Annotated in this window: 15 protein-coding genes and 1 tRNA gene; 9 read left to right on the top strand and 7 right to left on the bottom strand. The window is 63.2% G+C overall.

Annotation, left to right across the window (positions count from 1 at the left end):
* Positions 1–229 precede the first annotated feature (229 nt).
* Positions 230–1,672 (top strand): helix-turn-helix domain-containing protein, encoded by a 1,443-nt coding sequence (locus J1C56_RS08560; RefSeq protein ID WP_214387882.1) that lies wholly within the window; start codon positions 230–232, stop codon positions 1,670–1,672.
* A 7-nt stretch (positions 1,673–1,679) separates the two neighbouring features.
* Here the strand turns inward: J1C56_RS08560 and J1C56_RS08555 are convergent, their stop codons facing one another.
* Complete coding sequence (locus tag J1C56_RS08555) at positions 1,680–3,257, bottom strand: putative bifunctional diguanylate cyclase/phosphodiesterase (protein ID WP_214387880.1); 1,578 nt, start codon at positions 3,255–3,257, stop codon at positions 1,680–1,682.
* On the bottom strand, positions 3,170–3,730 hold the full coding sequence (locus J1C56_RS08550; RefSeq protein WP_214387878.1) for an MHYT domain-containing protein: 561 nt from the start codon (positions 3,728–3,730) through the stop codon (positions 3,170–3,172). Before J1C56_RS08550 ends, J1C56_RS08555 begins: the two co-directional genes overlap by 88 nt.
* Before the next feature lie 95 nt (positions 3,731–3,825).
* On the opposite strand from J1C56_RS08550, the gene J1C56_RS08545 reads away from it, so the two are divergent.
* Positions 3,826–5,391 (top strand): S41 family peptidase, encoded by a 1,566-nt coding sequence (locus J1C56_RS08545; RefSeq protein WP_214387876.1) that lies wholly within the window; start codon positions 3,826–3,828, stop codon positions 5,389–5,391.
* Between the two features lie 21 nt (positions 5,392–5,412).
* On the opposite strand, the gene J1C56_RS08540 is transcribed toward J1C56_RS08545, so the two are convergent.
* Positions 5,413–6,648, bottom strand: a complete 1,236-nt coding sequence (locus tag J1C56_RS08540) for an MFS transporter (RefSeq protein WP_214387874.1) — start codon at positions 6,646–6,648, stop codon at positions 5,413–5,415.
* A complete protein-coding gene (locus J1C56_RS08535) occupies positions 6,645–7,193 on the bottom strand; it encodes an NADPH-dependent FMN reductase (protein WP_214387872.1) in 549 nt (182 codons plus the stop codon). The genes J1C56_RS08540 and J1C56_RS08535 overlap by 4 nt, the downstream gene beginning before the upstream one ends.
* A gap of 249 nt (positions 7,194–7,442) precedes the next feature.
* Between J1C56_RS08535 and J1C56_RS08530 the strand changes: the two genes are divergently transcribed.
* The 6 genes from J1C56_RS08530 (at position 7,443) to J1C56_RS08505 (ending at position 13,152) form a co-directional block, all read left to right on the top strand.
* Positions 7,443–8,399, top strand: a complete 957-nt coding sequence (locus J1C56_RS08530) for a DMT family transporter (RefSeq protein ID WP_214387870.1) — start codon at positions 7,443–7,445, stop codon at positions 8,397–8,399.
* 240 nt (positions 8,400–8,639) lie between these two features.
* The gene (locus J1C56_RS08525) at positions 8,640–9,740 is read left to right on the top strand and encodes a polyamine ABC transporter substrate-binding protein (RefSeq protein ID WP_214387868.1); all 1,101 of its coding nucleotides are present in this window, start codon (positions 8,640–8,642) and stop codon (positions 9,738–9,740) included.
* A 65-nt stretch (positions 9,741–9,805) separates the two neighbouring features.
* Positions 9,806–10,945: an ABC transporter ATP-binding protein gene (locus tag J1C56_RS08520; RefSeq protein ID WP_214387866.1), complete on the top strand. Its 1,140-nt coding sequence runs from the start codon at positions 9,806–9,808 to the stop codon at positions 10,943–10,945.
* 8 nt (positions 10,946–10,953) lie between these two features.
* Positions 10,954–11,865, top strand: a complete 912-nt coding sequence (locus tag J1C56_RS08515) for an ABC transporter permease subunit (protein WP_214387864.1) — start codon at positions 10,954–10,956, stop codon at positions 11,863–11,865.
* Position 11,866: 1 nt separating this feature from the next.
* On the top strand, positions 11,867–12,685 hold the full coding sequence (locus J1C56_RS08510; protein WP_214387862.1) for an ABC transporter permease: 819 nt from the start codon (positions 11,867–11,869) through the stop codon (positions 12,683–12,685).
* 155 nt (positions 12,686–12,840) lie between these two features.
* A complete protein-coding gene (locus J1C56_RS08505; RefSeq protein WP_067965203.1) occupies positions 12,841–13,152 on the top strand; it encodes a hypothetical protein in 312 nt (103 codons plus the stop codon).
* A gap of 223 nt (positions 13,153–13,375) precedes the next feature.
* Here the strand turns inward: J1C56_RS08505 and J1C56_RS08500 are convergent, their stop codons facing one another.
* The 3 genes from J1C56_RS08500 to J1C56_RS08490 all read right to left on the bottom strand — a co-directional run bounded on the left by J1C56_RS08500 (position 13,376) and on the right by J1C56_RS08490 (position 14,573).
* The gene (locus J1C56_RS08500; RefSeq protein WP_214387861.1) at positions 13,376–13,669 is read right to left on the bottom strand and encodes an I78 family peptidase inhibitor; all 294 of its coding nucleotides are present in this window, start codon (positions 13,667–13,669) and stop codon (positions 13,376–13,378) included.
* 116 nt (positions 13,670–13,785) lie between these two features.
* Positions 13,786–13,862: transfer RNA gene (locus J1C56_RS08495), tRNA-His, on the bottom strand.
* 252 nt (positions 13,863–14,114) lie between these two features.
* Entirely contained in the window at positions 14,115–14,573 is a 459-nt protein-coding gene (locus J1C56_RS08490; RefSeq protein ID WP_214387860.1) for a phasin, read from the bottom strand.
* A 243-nt stretch (positions 14,574–14,816) separates the two neighbouring features.
* Here J1C56_RS08490 and J1C56_RS08485 point away from each other — a divergent pair, with 243 nt between their 5' ends.
* Positions 14,817–18,563 (top strand): PAS domain S-box protein, encoded by a 3,747-nt coding sequence (locus J1C56_RS08485; RefSeq protein WP_214387859.1) that lies wholly within the window; start codon positions 14,817–14,819, stop codon positions 18,561–18,563.
* Positions 18,564–18,774: the final 211 nt, after the last annotated feature.

Here is an 18,774-nt window from a genome sequence, read left to right as displayed (position 1 = left end):
GTCACTTGGGGCTGGGGGCGGCCACCGCGTCTTGGGTTGTTGCGGCGATTTCGATGTGACTTGTTTGACATTGCGGCGCCGAAGCAGCCAGAAAAATCAACAATTTGCAGCTGATATTGGGGAAAACCTGTATTGTGTTTGACAAGGGGTCGCTGTAAATTTGTAAAGAATGTAAAAGGCTGGGTAGGGGGAAACTCCTACTTTCGTTGTAAAAATGGTGTAAAAACCAATGGCCGAGCAGAAAATCTTCGCCGGACCGCGCATCAGGCGCATCCGCAACCAGAAGGGCCTCACCCAGACGGCGATGGCCGAGGGGCTGGGCATTTCGCCGTCCTATCTCAACCTGATCGAGCGCAACCAGCGCCCGCTCACGGTGCAGCTCATCCTCAAGCTGGCCTCGGTCTACAAGGTTGATCCGGACGAGTTGCAGGGCGAGGCGAGGGGCTCGATCGCGGCATTGCGCGAGGTCTTCGCCGATCCGCTGCTGTCGGGCGAACTGCCCGGCGACCAGGAACTTGTCGAGATCGCCGAGGCGGCACCCAATGCGGCGGCTGCGGTGATCAAGCTGTTCCGCGCCTATCGCGAGCAGGCCGAGCGCCTGTCCGACCTGACCGAGCTGCTGGCCCGCGAGGGGCACACCACCGCCTTGTCGGGCGCGCGGCTGCCGATCGACGAGGTGCATGAGGTGTTCGAGCGCCGGCCCAACCATTTCACCTCGCTGGAAGAAGAAGCCGAGGCGTTCACCACATTGCTCGATCCCGGTGATGACCTGTTTGGCGCGCTGAAGGCGTGGCTCAGGCGTGAGCATGGCATCGTCGTCAAGGTGCTGCCGGTCGCCACCATGCCCAACTGGCGCCGCCGCTATGACAGGCATTCGCAACGACTGTTCCTGTCCGAACGCCTGTCGCCGTTCGACCAGCTGCGCGAGGTGGCGATGGAAGCGAGCCTGATTCGCATGCAGGTCGCAGTCGCCGCCGAGCTCCAGGCGCTGAAGCTTGCATCAGACGAGGCAAGGCGGCTCGCCCGTTTCGAGCTTGGCCGTTACGCCGCGCACGCGCTGATGATGCCTTATCAGGTGTTCCACTCGGCCGCCCAGCGTGCCCGCTACGATGTCGACGTGCTGCGCTCGCGCTTCGGCGTATCCTTCGAGCAGGCGGCCAACCGGCTGACGATGCTGCAGCGCTCCGGCGCTTCGGCGGTGCCGTTCTTCATGCTCGAGGTTGACAATGCCGGCAACCGCTTCCGTAAAGCGGGTGCGCAAGGTTTTCCTCAAAGCCGCTTTGGCGGCGGCTGCCCGAAACTTCCGGTGCATGCGGCCTTCACTCAGCCCGGCCAGATCTTTGTCGAGGCGGTCGAGATGCCCGATGGCGCCGAGTTCCTGTGCGTTGCCCGCACGCTCGAAGGACCGCAAGGCGCATTCAGCGAGCGGCCCCGGCGCACCGCGATCCTGCTCGGCTGCGACATCGCCTTCCGCGACGAGATCGTCTATGGCGCGGCCCTTCCGGCACTTGCCATCGGTGCCAAGCCAGGCACCGTGACGGCGACGCCGGTCGGCCCTGCTTGCCGTCTATGCGAGCGGTCTGGTTGCCTGTCGCGCGCCGAGCCGCCGATCACCCGCCCGCTTGGGCTCGACGAGATGGTGACGGGCCTGTCGGCATTCGATTTCCAGTAGCGGCTGGTCAGGCGCTCAGCTTTGCGTCGCCGTCGTCTTGCCAGGTGCCGGAAAGCGCGAGCGCATGCGCCGTGGAAGAGTCCACCGGCCGGCCGTAGAGGAAGCCCTGTGCTTCGTCGCAGCGCCGGTCCTTGAGGAAAGCCGCCTGGAAATCGGTCTCGACGCCTTCGGCCAGCACCGGGATCGACAGCTTGTGGCCGAGTTCGATGACGGTTTCGATGACACTTGTTGCCTGAGCCTGCCGGCCGAGCGCGTTGAGGAAGCTGCGGTCGACCTTGATCTTGTCGAAGGGGAAGGAAAACAGCGTCGACAACGACGAGTAGCCGGTGCCGAAATCGTCCATGGCGACGCGAACCCCGAGCGCCTTGATCTTGCGCAGCACGAGCAGTGCCTGGCCCGGATTGTCGATCAGCATCGTTTCGGTGATCTCGATCTCGAGCCGCGTCGGGGCCAGTCCCGTCTCATCCAGGATTTCGGTCAGCCGCTCGGCAAAGTTCGGCCGCATAAGCTGCACCGGCGAGACGTTGACCGCAACGCCGGTGGGCGCCGGCCACTGCGTCGCCTCGTGGCAGGCCTGCATCAACACCCAGTCGCCGATCTCGACGATGATACCGGTCTGTTCGGCAACGGGAATGAATTCGGCCGGCGAGACGTCGCCAAGCTGCGGACTGGACCAGCGCAGCAACGCCTCGAAGCCGAGCAACTCGCGCTTCTTCATCGATATCTGCGGCTGGTAAACCAGCCGCAGCGCGCCGTCGGCGATGGCGCTGCGCAGGCCGATGGCGATCTGGCCGCGGCGTCGGCCGTCCTCGTCGGCGTCGGCGTCATACCAGCACCAGCTGCCGTCCTGCAGTTTCTTGGAGCGGTACATGGCAAGGTCTGCGCGTGTCGTCAGCTCATCGACACTGTCGCCATCCTTTGGGTAGACCGAAATGCCGATGCTGGCACTGGTCGAAAAGCGCCCCTTGCCGAGCTCGTTGGGGCGCGAGAAGGCATCGCTGATGCGGGCTGCGAATTCCTCGACCTCGTTTTCGCGGGTGAACGGCTTCACCGCTATGAATTCGTCACCACCGATGCGGGCAAAGAACTCGCCCTCGATCAACGCTGTTCGCACGCGTGCGGTCGTCTGGCTGAGCACGGCATCGCCGGCCGCATGGCCGTAGACGTCGTTGATCTCCTTGAAGCGGTTGAGGTCGATGGCAATGAGCGCCAGCGAGGTGCCGCCGGCCTGCTTCAGCCGCATCGGCAATTCATCGCGAACGGCGGCGCGATTGGGCAGGCCGGTCAGCGGGTCGTGCATGGCGAGATGCCGGTAATGCGCGACGGCGTCCTGCTGGCCTTGCTCCTCGGCAAGATGGGTAACGGCGCCGAGCACCACCACAAGCACAGTCACCGCGATAACCAGCATCGCCAGAACGCTGTCGGACATGAGCTGGCCGGGAACAATCACGCGCGGATCGGGCGTGATCTGTATCGCGCCCATGGCGGTGAAGTGCATCATGCCGATGCCCAGGATAAGGGCGGCCATGCCGGCATATTGGCTGTAGCGGGTGGTCCCGCGCGCCACGCGGTTGGTGGCAAGCATTCCAAGGGCCGTACCGGCCATGATGGAAAGGCAACGAAGGCCGGATCGTAGGAAACCGTGCCGGCGACGACGAAACCGCGCATGCCGGTGAAATGCATTAGCGCGATGCCGGCGCCGATGATGGCTCCGCCTGTCTCGATCATCCAGCCGCGTTCGCGGCTGGCGGCGATGAAGAAACCGGCCATCGACGTGGCGATCGCAAAGGCCAGCGACAGCACGGTGAAGTTAGGCTCGAAACCGTGTTCGACATTGGGAATGAAGCCCAGCATCGCCAGGAAATGCGTCGTCCAGATCGTCATGCCGCCGGCGACGCCAGCCATGAAAATGAACGCCGCGTGTTTGGCGCGCCGGACATTGCGGGCGCGGGCGAACAATCGCATCGAAACGACGCAGCCGAGGGCGCAGATGGTCAACGCTGCGGCGACAAAGCGGTAATCATGTTCGGTGACGAGGCAGTTGAGTACGGTCAGCATGATCGGTTCCTTGCGCGTCGGCCGAAAATTGGGACCGTTTTCGGAATGTCGACGCGCAGTTTCAAGAATTTGACCGCCCTTATCGGGAGCAAACCTTGCCGATCCGTTTCTCACCTCGGGGCAGAGCGCGGGGGTTGATGTGCCAGGTAATTGAACGCCGTGCGCGCCGCCCCCATGTGCTGCTCTGCTTTGGGCAATGGCCAAGTATTTGGAGAGGCGGAATGAGTAGTTCTAATGTAGGGCGCAAGTGGGGGCGGTGGTGGAAGCGCGTAGCGTATGTCATGGCGGCGTTTCTGATTGTCGTCGTGATGCCGCTTGCCTTCATTATGTATCCGGTTTTCAAGCCATATCCGGATGCAAGCCCAGCAACCGGAGATTCATTGGCTGAAAAGAACGCGCAGGATTTGGCCCATCTTCGCAACATGCAGCTGATCGAACGAAGCTTTAAGCCTCAAACAAGCTTAGCATTTGGTCAATCACTGGACGAACTTACCGCCAAGGCCTCGGAACTCGATCGGCCCGCACTGGCGATGGCGGCGGCGAAGGCGGTCGCCCTTGCCCAAAACGGTCACACCAATGTTCTCGGCCTTGCCGGCGGACAAGGCTTCAATTCCGTCCCATTGCGCCTCGGCTGGTTTGCCGACGGCCTTTTCGTTGTCCGCGCCACCACAGAACATCGCGATCTTCTGGGCGCCCAGGTTTTGACGGCCAATGACCTGACGCCCGATGAGCTGGTCGCAGCGTTGCGCCCATATGTCGGTGGCACTGACCAGTACGCGCGCGAGCTCTCGCCGAATTTCATGATTTCGCCCGAACTGCTCCACGCGGCCAGGCTGGCGGCCAAGCCGGATGAAAGCGAGTTTCGCTTTCGCAAGGCCGACGGCTCCGAGATCGAGCGCACGCTTGCCGTATTGCCAGGCAAAGGCGAGCCTGTGACGCGGACCGTCTGGCCAAAGCGGGATCTAAGCCCGATTGCGCCAGACAAGAGCGGCGCCGGATGGGTCCATGTCCTGGATGGTGTCGATACGCCGCGCTACCTCGCGCGCCCCGGTCAGAATTCCTGGCACGCCTATCTGGAAGCCGACGAGATCCTCTACGTGCAACTCAACCGGTTGCGCGATCAGGAGCCGGTTCTGATCTCCGACTATCTCACGGGCCTGCTTGCCGAGGCCGGCAAGCGAAAGGTCAAGCATGCCGTCGTGGATCTCAGGTTCAGTCCGGGCGGCAACTATATGCTTGCCACCGATTTTTCGCGCCTGTTGCCGAAGGTTGTGCCGGACGGCCGGATATTCATTCTGACCAGCGGCAATACGTTTTCGGCGGCGATCAGCATCGCGTCGCGGCTGAAATATTACGCCGGCGAGCGTGCCGTGCTGGTCGGCGAGGAAATGGGGGACGCCGGCCAGATGTGGGGCGAGGGCGGCACGACGATCATGCCCAACTCCAGGATCGCGTTCCGCTACACCACCGCCTACCACGACTGGGAAAACGGCTGCCGGCTGTCGCAGCTGACCACCTGTTTTCTGCCTAACTACTTCTACGGCACCGCCGCGGGCTCCCTGCAGCCCACGGTTCCAGTCGCCCAGACTTTCGCCAGCTACGCCGCCGGCGAAGATGCCGTCATGTCGGAAGTGCTGAGATTGGCGAAACAGGGCGAGTAGGGGCGAGGAGCCCTGCATGCTTCAAAGCCCCGTCTCATTTTCCCGGCGGGTGCTTGCGCGGAGGACTGCCACTACGCCGCCAACGACCGCGATGCTGCCGACGACAAGCCCGGTGTAGAGGTAGGTGTTGGCAAAGCCGAATGCCGCGATCATCGGCTGGCTGACGAAGGGCGAGATGAAGTGGCCAGCGAAAATGCTGGCCGTCATGCCGCCGGCAACGCGTCCGCGCATGTCGGGCGCGGCGGCCGCCATCGCAGCTGCTGCGATGTTGGGCATGATCATGCCGAGGCCCAGGCCGACCACGGCACCGGCCAGCAGGACCGTGGCCAGCGAGCTCGCCAACCCCAGCAGGATGTAGCCTGTCGCCATCAGGCCGAAGGCGAGCCCGAACACGCCGATCACGCCAAGCCTGGCGCGCAGGGGCGCGTACGCCAAGGCGGCGGCCGCTCCGATTAGGTTGCCCAGCCCGATGGCGAGGCCCGCCAGTGTCGGCGAACCGATGCCCATGGCGTTGAGATGGAACGGCAGCTGGGTGGGCAGCAGGTAGAATGCGACGCTGTTGAACACGGCCGCGATGTAAACGGCAAAGACTGCGAGCCACGCTGTGCGGGCTGAGACCTGCGAGGCCACGCTCAATGTCGACATGCGACCACGCACCGGCTCGTCGATGAACGCAACGACCGCCGGGATCAAAAGCAGTGATAGACCGTAGACGGCAAAGGGCGCGCGCCAGTGCAATTCGGCGAGCATGCCGCCGCCGGTCAGGAAGATCAGTCCACCGAAGCCGACGAATGCCGACTGATAACCCATGAAGCGGTCGCGCGCGGGACCGCTGAAATAGTCGCCGACAAGCGCTGTCGCCGTCGTCATGACGCCGGCAACGGCAATGCCGAGCAGCGCGCGTCCGATGAGAAGCCCGGGCAGGCTGTCTGCCAGAAGTCCCGACATGCCGCCCAGCCCATAGAGCAGGGCTGCGGCGATCAACAGCGGCCGGCGGCCTAAGCGGTCGGCAAGCTCGCCGGCGAACGGCGCGCAAATGACGATGGACAGCGCCGGCAACGTCAGTACGAGCCTCGTCAGGATCTCGACATTGGGACTGCCGGCGAAATGGCTTTCGATCGCCGGCAGCGACGGCGAGATGGTCGCGCCCGCCATGATCGTCAGTGTGCTGATCAGGAGCAGTGTCGTGTTGCGGCCGGCATGCCGGCCGGGCGCGGCCAACACCTCTGCGGCCTGAACCTGTTGCAGCGCGCTCATGCCGCCGCCTCAAGGTAAGGCGTGTTGGCGCGTGCCTCACGCAAGTTGATCGCCCACCATTGCAGCCGGGCGAGCAGCGCCGACATTGCCTTGCGCGAGTCTCGCGGGTCCATCAGCGTGCCATTGCGGTCGAACTTGCTCCAGGCGCTGGCAAAACTGACAGTGTCGCGGATCGCCACGACGTGCAGTTCTGCAAAGACCAGGCGCAACTGCTCGATGGCCCGCAGCCCACCCGAAATGCCGCCATATGAGACGAATGCCAGGGGCTTGGCCTGCCACTGGATGCTGTGGGCGTCGATCAGCGCCTTGAGGTCGGCGGTGTAGCCGTGATTGTACTCGGGCGTCACCACAAGGAAGGCATCGGCGTCGCCAAGGCGGCGGGCGACGTCGGCGCGGTTCCTGCCGAGGTCGCGCGGATCGACAAGCTCGATGGCGAACTGCTGGTGTCCCGTAACCTCGGCAGCGACCCAGTTGACGACGGTATCGCAGAAACGGCCTTCGCGGGCGCTGCCATAGATGATGGCGAGTTTGATTTTCTGGGGCATTTTCGGATGGCTCCACTTGGTTTTCACGTTGGAGCTGTGTCTGTAAAACCTCAACTAACATTGAGGTCAAGCGAAAATCGCGCCGCTGTCGGATCGTCTTCGTCGCTGACCGAACGCTGCAGACAAGATTGCCACAACCATCGCCATGGGCTGGACCACGCCGCGCTTGGCCCGATGCGGTAGCGAATTGGACCGCTGCAAGTCGTTTTGAGCATATCCAGTCGGCAAAAGGTCATCGATACTGAGACCATGACAGACCCAGCAGTCTCGCTATCCAACGTCGTTGCCCCGCAGGTTTCGCGGCGCGACGAGCGTTTGGGCATAGCGCTGGTGTTCCTGTCGGCGCTGATGTGGAGCCTTGGTGGCGCCATCGGGCGCTTCATCGAGATCGACGACATCTGGACGGTGGTGTTCTGGCGCTCGTTCTGGGCCGCCGCCTTCCTTCTGGGCTTCATGGTCTGGCGCGATGGCTTGCGCGGAACGCTGCGGCTGTTCCGCGGCATGGGGCTGCCAGGGCTGCTGGTGGCGATCTGCTTTGCCACGGCCTCGACGTCGTTCGTCATTGCGCTTGCCTACACCACCGTCGCCAATGTGCTGCTGATGCAGGCCGGCGTGCCTCTGCTTGCGGCGCTGTTTGCCTGGGTGCTGTTTCGCGAGCGGGTGGCGCTGTCGACATGGGTGGCGATCGTGGCGGTGATCCTGGGCGTGGCGATCATGGTTTCCGAGTCGCTGACCGGCCAGGTTTCGCCGATCGGCGACGGTCTCGCCTTGCTGATCGCGGTGGTCTTTTCGATCGCCACCGTCATCACCCGCCGGTTTTCCCATGTACGCATGACGCCAGCCACCTGCCTTGGCACCATGATTGCCGCGGCTTTCGCCGCCTCCCAGGCCTCGGCCTTTGCCGTTTCGCCGCGCGAAATGGGGTTCCTGTTTGCATTCGGCGTCGTCAACCTCGGGCTTGGCCTTGCCTTCTTTGCCACCGGGGCACGGTTGATCCCGGCTGCCGTTGCTGCCCTGATCGGCACGTTCGAGCCTATGCTGGGGCCGATCTGGGTGTGGCTGGTGCATTCCGAAGTGCCGTCGGTCCGCACCATCGCCGGAGGTGCTGTCATTTTCGCAGCTTTGCTTGTGCATTTGGCACTCGAATTCAGGCGCCAGGCACAACCGCAAAGACCGGGCGTCACCGGCATGCCGATGCCGGATTGAGCAATTGATTGTTTACCATTGACAATACTACCGTCCGGCGGGCAGGCTGAACCTGAGGGTAACAACAATACAGGCGTATCTTGCCAGGTTCCACTGCCGGGGCTTCGGTGTCCGCAGATGTAAATCGCCGTACCGTTTGCGCCGAGCCGCGAGCCGGCGGGAGCGCGCCACCTTCATCACTCGATTTTTGTACAGGACCAGGATGTGCCGGGACGGGCGCGTCCGCAAAAGGAGACTGCCATGAACCGTAGAGCGCTTTGGCTGACCGCCGCGTCAGCCCTAATCGCCGTCATTACGATCCCCGCCGGCGCCCAGGAGCGGGTCGTCAACGTCTACAACTGGTCCGACTACATCGATTCGACCATCATCGAGGACTTCACCAAGGAGACCGGCATCAAGGTCGTCTATGACGTCTATGATTCCAACGAGATCCTCGAAACCAAGCTGCTCGCCGGCGGCAGCGGCTACGACGTCGTCGTGCCGACGGCCAGCCCCTTCCTGGCGCGCCAGATCCAGGCCGGCGTCTACCAGAAGCTCGACAAGTCCAAGCTGCCCAACCTGGCAAACGTCTGGGACGTGGTGAGCTCGCGTACCGCCGCCTACGATCCGGGCAATGAATACTCGGTCAATTACATGTGGGGCACCGTCGGCATCGGCTACAATCAAAAGAAGATCAAGGAAGCCCTTGGCATCGACAAGATCGACAGCTGGGACGTGGTCTTCAAGCCGGAACAGCTGGCCAAGCTTGCCGACTGCGGCGTCTATCTGCTGGATTCGCCGACCGACATCTTCCCGACCACGATGAACTATCTCGGGCTCAAGCCGCAGTCGACCGAGCTGGGCGACCTGTCCAAGGCTGAAGAGACATTGCTCGCGGTGCGGCCGTCGATCCGCAAATTCCACTCGTCGGAATACATCAACGCGCTCGCCAATGGCGACATCTGCCTGGCCGTCGGCTGGTCGGGCGACATCTTCCAGGCGCGCGACCGTGCCGCCGAGGCGGACCAGGGCGTCGTCGTCGACTACGTCATCCCCAAGGAAGGTGCCGAGATGTGGTTCGACCAGATGGCGATCCCGGCCGATGCCCAGCACGTCGCCGAGGCGCACGAGTTCATCAACTACATGATGAAGCCGGAAGTGACGGCCAAGGCCTCCAACTACATCTTCTACGCCAACGGCAACAAGGCGTCGCAGCAGTTCATCGACAAGGAGATTTCGGGCGATCCGGCGATCTACCCGGATGAAGCAACGCTCGCCAAGCTCTTCACCGTGCCGCCCTATGATCCCAAGACCCAGCGCGTCGTCACCCGCAGTTGGACCAAGATCGTCACGGGACAGTAACTTCAGGCATACGGACCCGGCGCCATCGGCGCCGGGTTTTGCATAAGGGCAGGTGGGAGTGGGACATGAAATCGCTCGGCAATATCCGCAGGGAGTTTGCGCCCTGGAACAAGCCAGACGCCAAGCCCTACATTCAATTCAAGAATGTCACCAAGAGATTCGGTGACTTCACCGCCGTCAACAATCTGTCGCTGTCGATCTACGAGCGCGAATTCTTCGCGCTGCTCGGCGCCTCGGGTTGCGGAAAGTCGACGCTGCTGCGCATGCTCGCCGGCTTCGAGGAGCCGACCTCCGGCCAGATCCTGCTCGACGGCCAGGACCTGCGCGGCATCCCTCCCTACCGGCGGCCGGTCAACATGATGTTCCAGTCCTATGCGCTGTTCCCGCATATGACGGTCGAGCAGAACATCGCGTTCGGCCTCAAGCAGGACGGCATGCCGAAGGCCGAGATCGAACAGCGCGTCACTGACATGCTCAAGCTGGTCAAGCTTGGCCAGTTCGCCAAGCGCAAGCCGCACCAGCTGTCGGGTGGCCAGCGCCAGCGCGTCGCGCTCGCCCGCGCGGTCGCCAAGCGGCCCAAGGTGCTGCTGCTCGACGAGCCGCTCGGCGCGCTCGACAAGAAGCTGCGTGAGGAAACCCAGTTCGAACTGATGGACCTGCAGCAGACGCTGGGCCTGACCTTTGTCGTCGTCACCCACGACCAGGAAGAGGCCATGACCATGGCTGACCGCATCGCCATTCTCGACAAGGGCGAGGTGATGCAGGTGGCGACGCCGGCCGAGGTCTATGAGGCGCCAGGCTCGCGCTTCGTCGCCGACTTCGTCGGCAACATCAACATGTTCGAAGGCAAGGTCGCCGACCGTGACAGTTCGGGGGCCACCATCACCAGCGCCAATGGCGTGACCATCCGCACCGCCAACGCGGGCGACGCCGCAGCCGGCAGCGAGGTCGCCTTCGCCATCCGGCCCGAGAAGATCAAGGTCTCGTCGAAAAAGCCGGAAAACGGCGACAATGTCATGGAAGGTGAAATCTACGACATCGCCTATCTCGGCGACATGACCATCTTCCACGTCCAGCTCGGCAACGGCCAGGTGGTCAAGGCGAGCTCGCTCAACGCGACCCGCGCCACCGAAGATCCGCTGAGCTGGGACGACAAGGCATGGATCTCCTTCCGGAACGACGCTGGCGTCGTTCTGACGCGATAGGTGGGGAGATGAAACACCCGCTCTCAGCCATCACCAACCGCCTCGTCATCCTCGTTCCCTACCTCTGGCTGCTGTTCTTCTTCCTCATTCCGTTCTTCATCGTCTTCAAGATCTCGCTGTCGACGACGGCGATCGCCATGCCGCCCTACACGCCGACACTTGGCCTTGCCGACGGCTTTTCCGGGCTGCTGTCGCAGATCGGCGAGTTCAGCTTCGACAACTACCTCTGGCTGACGCAGGACGCGCTCTACTTCAACGCCTATGTCTCGAGCGTGATCATTGCGGGGATCTCGACGTTTCTCGCGCTGCTTGTCGGCTACCCCATCGCCTACGGCATGGCGCGAGCGCCGGCGACGATCCGGCCGACGCTGTTGATGCTGGTGATCCTGCCGTTCTGGACCAGCTTCCTGATCCGCGTCTACGCCTGGATCGGCATCCTCAAGCCCGAGGGCCTGCTCAACCAGCTGCTGCTTGCCACCGGCGTCATCGACCAACCGCTGGTGATCCTCAACACGCACTCGGCGATCTTCATCGGTATCGTCTACTCCTACCTGCCATTCATGATCCTGCCGTTGTACTCGGCCCTGGAGAAGATGGACTATTCGCTGATCGAGGCGGCGCAGGATCTCGGCTGCCCGCCAGCCTCCGCGTTCTGGAAGATCACCTTCCCGCTGTCGCTGCCCGGCGTCATCGCCGGCTGCCTTCTGGTGTTCATCCCCGCTGTCGGCGAATTCGTCATTCCCGACCTGCTCGGCGGCTCGCAGACGCTGATGATCGGCAAGACGCTGTGGAACGAGTTCTTCGCCAACCGCGACTGGCCGGTCTCTTCGGCGGTGGCCGTCATCCTGCTTCTGCTGCTCGTCGTGCCGATCATGTTCTTCCAACAGGCGCAGGCACGCGCCCAGGAACAGGGGCGCTGAGATGAATTCGAGCTGGAGCCGCTTCAACATCACGGCCATCGTCCTGGGCTTTGCGTTCCTCTACCTGCCCATCGTGCTGCTGGTCATCTTCTCGTTCAACGAATCGAAGCTCGTCACCGTCTGGGGCGGCTTCTCGACCAAATGGTACGTTTCGCTGTTCCACAACCAGGGCCTGATGGACGCCGCCTGGGTGACGATCCGCGTCGGCCTGATCTCGGCGACGATGGCGACCGTGCTCGGCACGCTCGCGGCGCTGGCGCTCACCCGCTACACCCGGTTCCGGGGCAGGGTGCTGTTTTCAGGCATGGTGTTCGCACCGCTGGTCATGCCGGAGGTCATCACCGGCCTGTCGTTGCTTTTGCTGTTCGTCGCCGTCGGGCTCGACCGCGGCTTCTTCACGTTGACGCTCGCCCACATCACCTTCTCGATGTGCTTCGTCGCCGTCGTGGTGCAGTCCCGTCTGGTCACCTTCGATCGTTCGCTCGAGGAAGCGGCCATGGATCTCGGTGCTCCACCGGTGAAGACCTTCTTCCAGATCACGCTGCCGGTCATCCTGCCGGCGATCATTTCCGGCTGGATGCTGGCCTTCACGCTGTCCATCGACGACCTGGTGATTTCGAGCTTCACCTCGGGGCCGGGTGCAACCACCCTGCCAATGAAGATCTACAGCCAGGTACGCCTCGGCGTCACACCCGAGATCAACGCCGCCTGTACGATCCTGATCGCCATCGTCGCTTGCGGTGTCATCGCCGCGTCGCTGGTCAACAAACGCCGCGAGGTCCAGCGTCTGCGCGACGAACAGGCGGCGCAGCGGGGGTGAGTTCGCGTCGCCAGCAACGGCGGCGATCAGTCGTGCCGAGCGCAAGGAAAGGGTCCTGGAGCGGCCGAAAAGGCCAGAGTTTCCAAGGATATGCCACTGGATAAGCAAAAGTCGCCATGATAGCGTCGTGGCGATAGTTTCAAGGAGTAGGGTTGATGACGCGTTTTCTAGCTACAGCTGCAGCTTTGTCTTTCGTCGCATTGGCCGCTACGGCCTGTAACACCCCGCAGGAACGCGCCGTTGGCGGCGGTGCTGTTGGTGCCGTGGGTGGTGCCCTAGTCGGCCAGGCCATCGGCGGCAACACCGGCGCCACGGTCGCGGGCGCTGTCATCGGCGGCCTTGCCGGCGCGATGATCGGCGCAGGCACCGCACCTGGCGAATGCCGCTACCACCAGTATGACAACCGTGGCCGGCCGATGTACGACCGCTATGGCAAGCCGGTGACCTACCTGGCGCCTTGCCAGTAAGCATCTTCGCCTTCGCGGACAAGTTTGGTCCCTTTGGGATAGCAAAACGGCGCGCTTCAGATGAAGCGCGCCGTTTTTCGTTTCGACGCATTGCCGACCCTGGCCACCGTTCCGTTAGCCCAGGTAGTCCAATGGCTTTAGCTTCGCCGCCGGCCTGTAAGCCTCCGCCGGCTCATGTGATCGCCTGCCAGAGGAAATCCGCGACCTTCCAGCGACCGAGATGTCAGCCGCAGAACGCGCGGACGATTTTGCCGGTGGTGGGGTCGGTTTCGACAGTGACGCGTTCCTGGCGGAAATCCATCGTCGCGGGGTCGCCCGGCTTGTGCTGGCGAACGATGGTCGCACCGGTGAGGCGCTTCACCTCGTCGTCGGCGATCCGGTCCTTGCCAGCTAATGATTCTGCCGCGGCACGATCGCAGGTCCCTGATGCCGGCTGTCCCACCGCAGGCTCGTTCTGGCATCCGGCGAGGACGATCATCGTCGCGGCAACGCCGGTAGCAACGCGCAGGTCGATCATGGGCAGGGTCCTTTGATTCGCAATTTCAGCAGACGATCAGGCCGGAATGCGGCTGCACTATGCGCAAGGCTGCGCTGCCTGTCATCGATGCTGGAAGCTGTCATTGGGAGAGTAAATGGTACGGTTGGGTGGGCTCGAACCACCGACCTCCGGATCCACAATCCGGCGCTCTAACCAACTGAGCTACAACCGCGTACCTGTTGGTGCGGCGTCAATACGGACTCTTCGGACGCATTTCAAGAGCTTTGCGCATATTCCACTGCGGCGATTTGCACTGCCTGTGGGAAGTCCTTGATATCCGGCGTTTCGGCGCCGCAAAAAAAGAAAAAGGCCGGCGGGAGGAGCCGGCCTTTTCCTTATTGTAGCCAGCGGGAGGAGGTGCTGGCCGCTTCGCCCGACAGGCAGAGGGAGGAGGAACCGCCCGCCGGGTATCCATGAGGTCGCCTTAGGCGGCCTTGAGGTCTTTCAGCGCCTTTTCGAAAGCGGTCTTGACCGGCTTCGAAACGTCTTCGGCGGCCTTCGAGGCAACGGCCTGGAATTCCTTGGCCTGCTCGACGGTCTGCTCGACGCGGCCGCGCAGATAAGAGGTCTGCAGCTCGACGATTTCCGACAGCGTCTTGGCGCCGGCGAGGGCTTCGAGATGCGAGAAACCGGCCTCGGCATTGGTGCGGAGCGCGGCAATCGCCTTGAGCGACAGCTCGTTGGTCACGCTGCGGGCGGTCTCGTAGCTGGTCTCGATGGTCTTCTGGGCTTCTTCGGCACCGGTCTTGAGCTTGGTGTAAGCTTCCTTGGACTGCTCGACGCCCTTTTCGGCGAAGACGCGGAACTGGTCGGTGGCCTTGGAAACGTCGAAGCTCGGCATTTCAATGTTGTCTGCGAATTCTGCGGTCTTGGTCTTGGACATTGTCTCACCCTGTGGACTGGACGGGGTGTTGTCACCCGTCTCGTTTATTCGCATGTCTCATATAGGGTATTCCATTGTGCATTGCAATATCTATGTTGCAGTGCACCATTTTCAGGCTGGCGCGGGTTAACCACGTGACGAGAATAATCTCGCTGTATGACACCTGTTTGCTAGACCTTGGCGATGACGGCTTTTATTAACAAAGCGTTAATTGTGAGAATGCGCGCCTTGCGGGACATGTGAATGCCGTCAGCAGCCTATTCCTTTATCGACGTCGCGGTCGTCGATCGTGTCAGGCAGCGTTTCGCTGCCGGCGACGCTATCGTTGTCCTGTCGGTCGATCTCGAGGACGTGCTTTGGGCCAATGGCCCAGGCGCTGCCGTGCTCGGTTATGACGACATCGATGCGGTGATCGGCGCGCCATCGCGCCTGGGGCCGATTGCCCGCCGCCAGATATCAGCGACGTCAGGGTTTCCCGAAATCGGCCGCGACCGCTCGATCATGGTGCGCGTGGCATCGGGCCTGACGAGCAGCGCTGTTGCGTTTGTCGCCAGCTCGGTCCGGCTGCCCGACGGCGCGGCCGCCATCATGCTGGCCGTGCCTGCCAGCTCACGCGGGGCGAAAGACATCGCCGCGAACGCCATCAGCGGTTTCACCGAGCAGGGGCATTTCCTCGCTTTCCTCGACGCCCATGGCGAGGTCGAGGCCGCAACCAATGGCTTTGCCAAGCTCGGCATCGCGCCCTCGACGCTGGCCGGGCTGGTCTCCGCGGTCGGCCGCGAGCGTGACCGCATCATCAAGCGGGCGATCCCCGCGACCGGCGGTTATCTGCCGGCCGGGGTGGCGCGTCTGACCGACGAACCGGCGCGGCACCTGCTTGTCGTCGTCGATGAACGCCTCGATGCGATGGAAGACGCCGCAGCCGGCGAGGACCTGCCTGCGGCCAGCGCCTTGCGCGCCGATGCTTTGCCTGGCGAGCCGAAAGGCAGCCAGGTGCCGGCGCCAACAACAGCGCTGCCGCAGGACCATGCCGACCACGACCACTGGTATTTCAGCCCCGAGGAACGCGAAAGCCAGGCCGGTGCCACCGTTCGGGCCATGGCCGAAAAGGCGACTGCGGCGCAGGTCGAAGCCGAAATCATCGAAACGGACGTCATCGAAGCGGCTGTCGTCGACGAGCCGGTTTCCCGGCCGGAGCCGGCCGATGAATCGGCTGACGTTTCGCAGCCCCTGGACGAGCCTGTCGTCGCGGTTGAGTCGCCGGTGGCCGCTCATCCCGCGCCGTCGCAGCCGGCGCCACCCAGGTCCGCACCGGACCGTTCGGCGGCACCGGTCCGCTTTGTCTGGCGCACCGACGCCGAAGGCCGCTTCAGCGCCATATCGCCGGAGTTCGCAGCCGTTGTCGGCGACCATGCGGCGGATGTCGTCGGCCGCCGCTTCCAGGATGTCTCGACCACGTTCGAACTCGACCCCTCGGGCGAGATCGCAGGCCTTCTGCAGCGCCGCGACACCTGGTCCGGCCGTTCGGTGCTCTGGCCGGTTGCTGGCACCGACAGGCGCATCCCGGTCGACCTCGCCGCATTGCCGGTCTATGGCCGCGACCGCAGTTTCGAGGGGTTTCGCGGCTTTGGCGTTGCACGTCCGGGCGAGGCGGTCATCGACCACGAGCGCATCGGACTGGCGCTGGTTCCCAATGGCAAGCATCCGGAATACGGTGAGCCGCAAGCCAACACGGACGAAGAGCCGTCCACTGCTGAACCCGTAGTCGTTGAACCGGCCGCAGCTGCGATTGCAGCAGTCGAGCCTGCCGCCACGGCGCCCGAAGCCGGCAAGGCGGAAGTGAGCCAGGTGGAGGCCGAGGTCGCGGAGCCTCGTCCTGTCGAGCCCAGCCGTGCTTCCGATCCAAAGATTGCTCACGATCCTTTCGCGGGCGAAGTGCCGGCGCTGGAGATCGATCGCACGCATGATCGGCGCTTCTCCGACAAGGTGATCCGCCTGGCCGAGCATCGGCCGACAGCGCCGGAGGAACCTGCCAACGGCAAAGGCCTTTCCAGCACCGAGCGCAGCGCTTTCCGCGAGATCGGCGAAAAGCTCAAGCGGGCACACGAGATCGTCGCTGCAAGGCAGCAAGCCGCGGCTGTCGAGGCCGGCGAGACCCTGGAAGCGGCGAAGTCCGCAGCGCCCGCACCGGAAAACAACGGCGAGGTGGCTTCGGCCGAGATCGCAGCTTATGCGGAAGCCGCAGCGGCGGAAACAGCCGAGCCGGTTGCCGCCGAAGTCCCTGAGCATGCCGTCGCGGAGCCGGAGACGCATGGGGCGGCGGCTGCCACGGAACCGGCTGCCATTGACGTGGCCCTGCCGACGCCCGTCGAGCAGCCTGCCGTCGAGAGCGCCGAGATCGTATCGTTTTCGTCAGTGCGGCCGGTCGAGCCCATCGTCGAGCAAGTCGAGATCGAACGCGACCAGCCCGAAAAGCCGCCGCTGCGTGCCGAAGACGTCATTCCGTCCTTCGCCGGCGGACGCGACACGCCTGTCGATGCACCTATTCTCGAGCAGCTGCCGGTGCCGGTGCTGATCCATGCCGGCGACGTGCTGCATTACGCCAATGCCGAGTTCCTCGACCTGACCGGCTACGGCTCGGTCGATGAGCTGGCGCAGGCCGGCGGTCTCGATGCGCTGTTTGCCGAAAGCTACGGCGACGAGCCGGGCTCGGACCACGATCTCAGGCTGAAGACGCGCGACGGCGAGGAATTTCCGATCGAAGCCGTGCTTCGGTCGGTGCCGTGGCAGGAGGGCAAGGCGCTCATGCTGGTCGTCCGCCGCATCAGCGCCGATGACGAGGTGGAAGTCGCCGTCGAGCAGGTGGCCGAACTCGAAGAGCGTCTCGCCGAGATGCGCACGATCATCGACACCGCCACCGACGGCGTGGTGCTTATCGATCGAGACGGCGCCATCCGTTCCATCAGCCGTCCAGCCGAGGCCCTGTTCGGCTTCGACAGCGACGATGTCACTGGCAAGCCGTTCTATTCGCTGTTCGCCATCGAGAGCCAGCGCGCCGCGCGCGATTATCTCGTCGGGCTTTCCGAACATGGCGTGGCAAGCGTGCTCAATGATGGCCGCGAGGTCATCGGCCGCGAGTCGCAGGGTCGCTTCATTCCGCTGTTCATGACCATCGGCCGCCTGCCCAACGACAGCGGCTTCTGCGCCGTGGTCCGCGACATCACCCAGTGGAAGCGCGCCGAGGAAGAACTGACCCAGGCGCGCGCCGTAGCCGAGCGGTCGTCGTCTCAAAAGAGCGATTTCCTCGCCCGCATCAGCCACGAGATCCGCACGCCGCTCAACGCCATCATCGGTTTTTCCGAGCTGATGGTCGACGAGAAGTTCGGCCCGGTCGCCAATGACCGCTACCGCGACTATCTCCGCGACATCAACCGCTCCGGCAATCACGTGCTGTCGCTGGTCAACGACCTGCTCGATATCTCCAAGATCGAGGCCGGACAGCAGGAGATGGATTACGAGGCGGTGTCGCTCAACGACACGCTGGCCGAGACTGTCGCGATGATGCAGCCTCAGGCCAATCGTGAACGGGTGATCATCCGCTCGAGCTTCGCTTCGCGCCTGCCCGAGATCGTCGCCGACCGGCGCAGCATCCGCCAGATCGCGCTCAACGTCCTGTCAAATGCCGTGCGTTACACCCAGGCCGGCGGTCAGGTCATCGTCTCAACCGCCTACGAGGCGTCGGGAGATATCGTCATGCGGGTGCGCGATACCGGCATCGGCATGAGCCAGGCCGAGATCGAGCAGGCGCTGAAGCCGTTCAAGCAGATCAATTCGTTGAAGCGCGCGCGCGGCGACGGCACTGGCCTTGGGCTGCCACTGACGAAGGCCATGGTCGAGGCCAATCGGGCCCGTTTTGCCATCGCATCGACGCCCGGCGAGGGCACGCTCGTCGAGGTGACTTTCCCCTCGACGCGGGTTCTTGCCGAGTAGTCGCTTGTTAGCGAGGTGCGACATTTTCGCACATTTTCGTGAACGAGCCATGCGATTGTTAGAATTTGTCGAACAAGCCATTGAATCCGGTACGAAATGCTCCAGTTTAGAATTTTTCTAAACTATTGATATGACTGGCCTTTAAACTTGACCGCAAGAGTCACGATGACCATAGGGGAGACGGTCTCGAAATCGAGGCTGCCATTTGTTC

This window comes from Aminobacter anthyllidis, from assembly GCF_018555685.1.
Taxonomy (GTDB): Bacteria; Pseudomonadota; Alphaproteobacteria; order Rhizobiales; family Rhizobiaceae; genus Aminobacter; species Aminobacter anthyllidis.
Note: the sequence above shows the minus strand (reverse complement) of the source record. Positions and strands in the feature narration are given on the sequence as shown.

What these genes read in the sequence shown, in the direction of transcription:
- J1C56_RS08560 (WP_214387882.1), top strand. Translation starts at nt 230, where the DNA reads ATGGCCGAGCAGAAAATCTTCGCCGGACCGCGCATCAGGCGCATCCGC.
- J1C56_RS08555 (WP_214387880.1), bottom strand. Translation starts at nt 3,257, where the DNA reads ATGCTTGCCACCAACCGCGTGGCGCGCGGGACCACCCGCTACAGCCAA.
- J1C56_RS08550 (WP_214387878.1), bottom strand. Translation starts at nt 3,730, where the DNA reads ATGCTGACCGTACTCAACTGCCTCGTCACCGAACATGATTACCGCTTT.
- J1C56_RS08540 (WP_214387874.1), bottom strand. Translation starts at nt 6,648, where the DNA reads ATGAGCGCGCTGCAACAGGTTCAGGCCGCAGAGGTGTTGGCCGCGCCC.
- J1C56_RS08535 (WP_214387872.1), bottom strand. Translation starts at nt 7,193, where the DNA reads ATGCCCCAGAAAATCAAACTCGCCATCATCTATGGCAGCGCCCGCGAA.
- J1C56_RS08530 (WP_214387870.1), top strand. Translation starts at nt 7,443, where the DNA reads ATGACAGACCCAGCAGTCTCGCTATCCAACGTCGTTGCCCCGCAGGTT.
- J1C56_RS08525 (WP_214387868.1), top strand. Translation starts at nt 8,640, where the DNA reads ATGAACCGTAGAGCGCTTTGGCTGACCGCCGCGTCAGCCCTAATCGCC.
- J1C56_RS08520 (WP_214387866.1), top strand. Translation starts at nt 9,806, where the DNA reads ATGAAATCGCTCGGCAATATCCGCAGGGAGTTTGCGCCCTGGAACAAG.
- J1C56_RS08515 (WP_214387864.1), top strand. Translation starts at nt 10,954, where the DNA reads ATGAAACACCCGCTCTCAGCCATCACCAACCGCCTCGTCATCCTCGTT.
- J1C56_RS08510 (WP_214387862.1), top strand. Translation starts at nt 11,867, where the DNA reads ATGAATTCGAGCTGGAGCCGCTTCAACATCACGGCCATCGTCCTGGGC.
- J1C56_RS08505 (WP_067965203.1), top strand. Translation starts at nt 12,841, where the DNA reads ATGACGCGTTTTCTAGCTACAGCTGCAGCTTTGTCTTTCGTCGCATTG.
- J1C56_RS08500 (WP_214387861.1), bottom strand. Translation starts at nt 13,669, where the DNA reads ATGATCGACCTGCGCGTTGCTACCGGCGTTGCCGCGACGATGATCGTC.
- J1C56_RS08490 (WP_214387860.1), bottom strand. Translation starts at nt 14,573, where the DNA reads ATGTCCAAGACCAAGACCGCAGAATTCGCAGACAACATTGAAATGCCG.
- J1C56_RS08485 (WP_214387859.1), top strand. Translation starts at nt 14,817, where the DNA reads ATGCCGTCAGCAGCCTATTCCTTTATCGACGTCGCGGTCGTCGATCGT.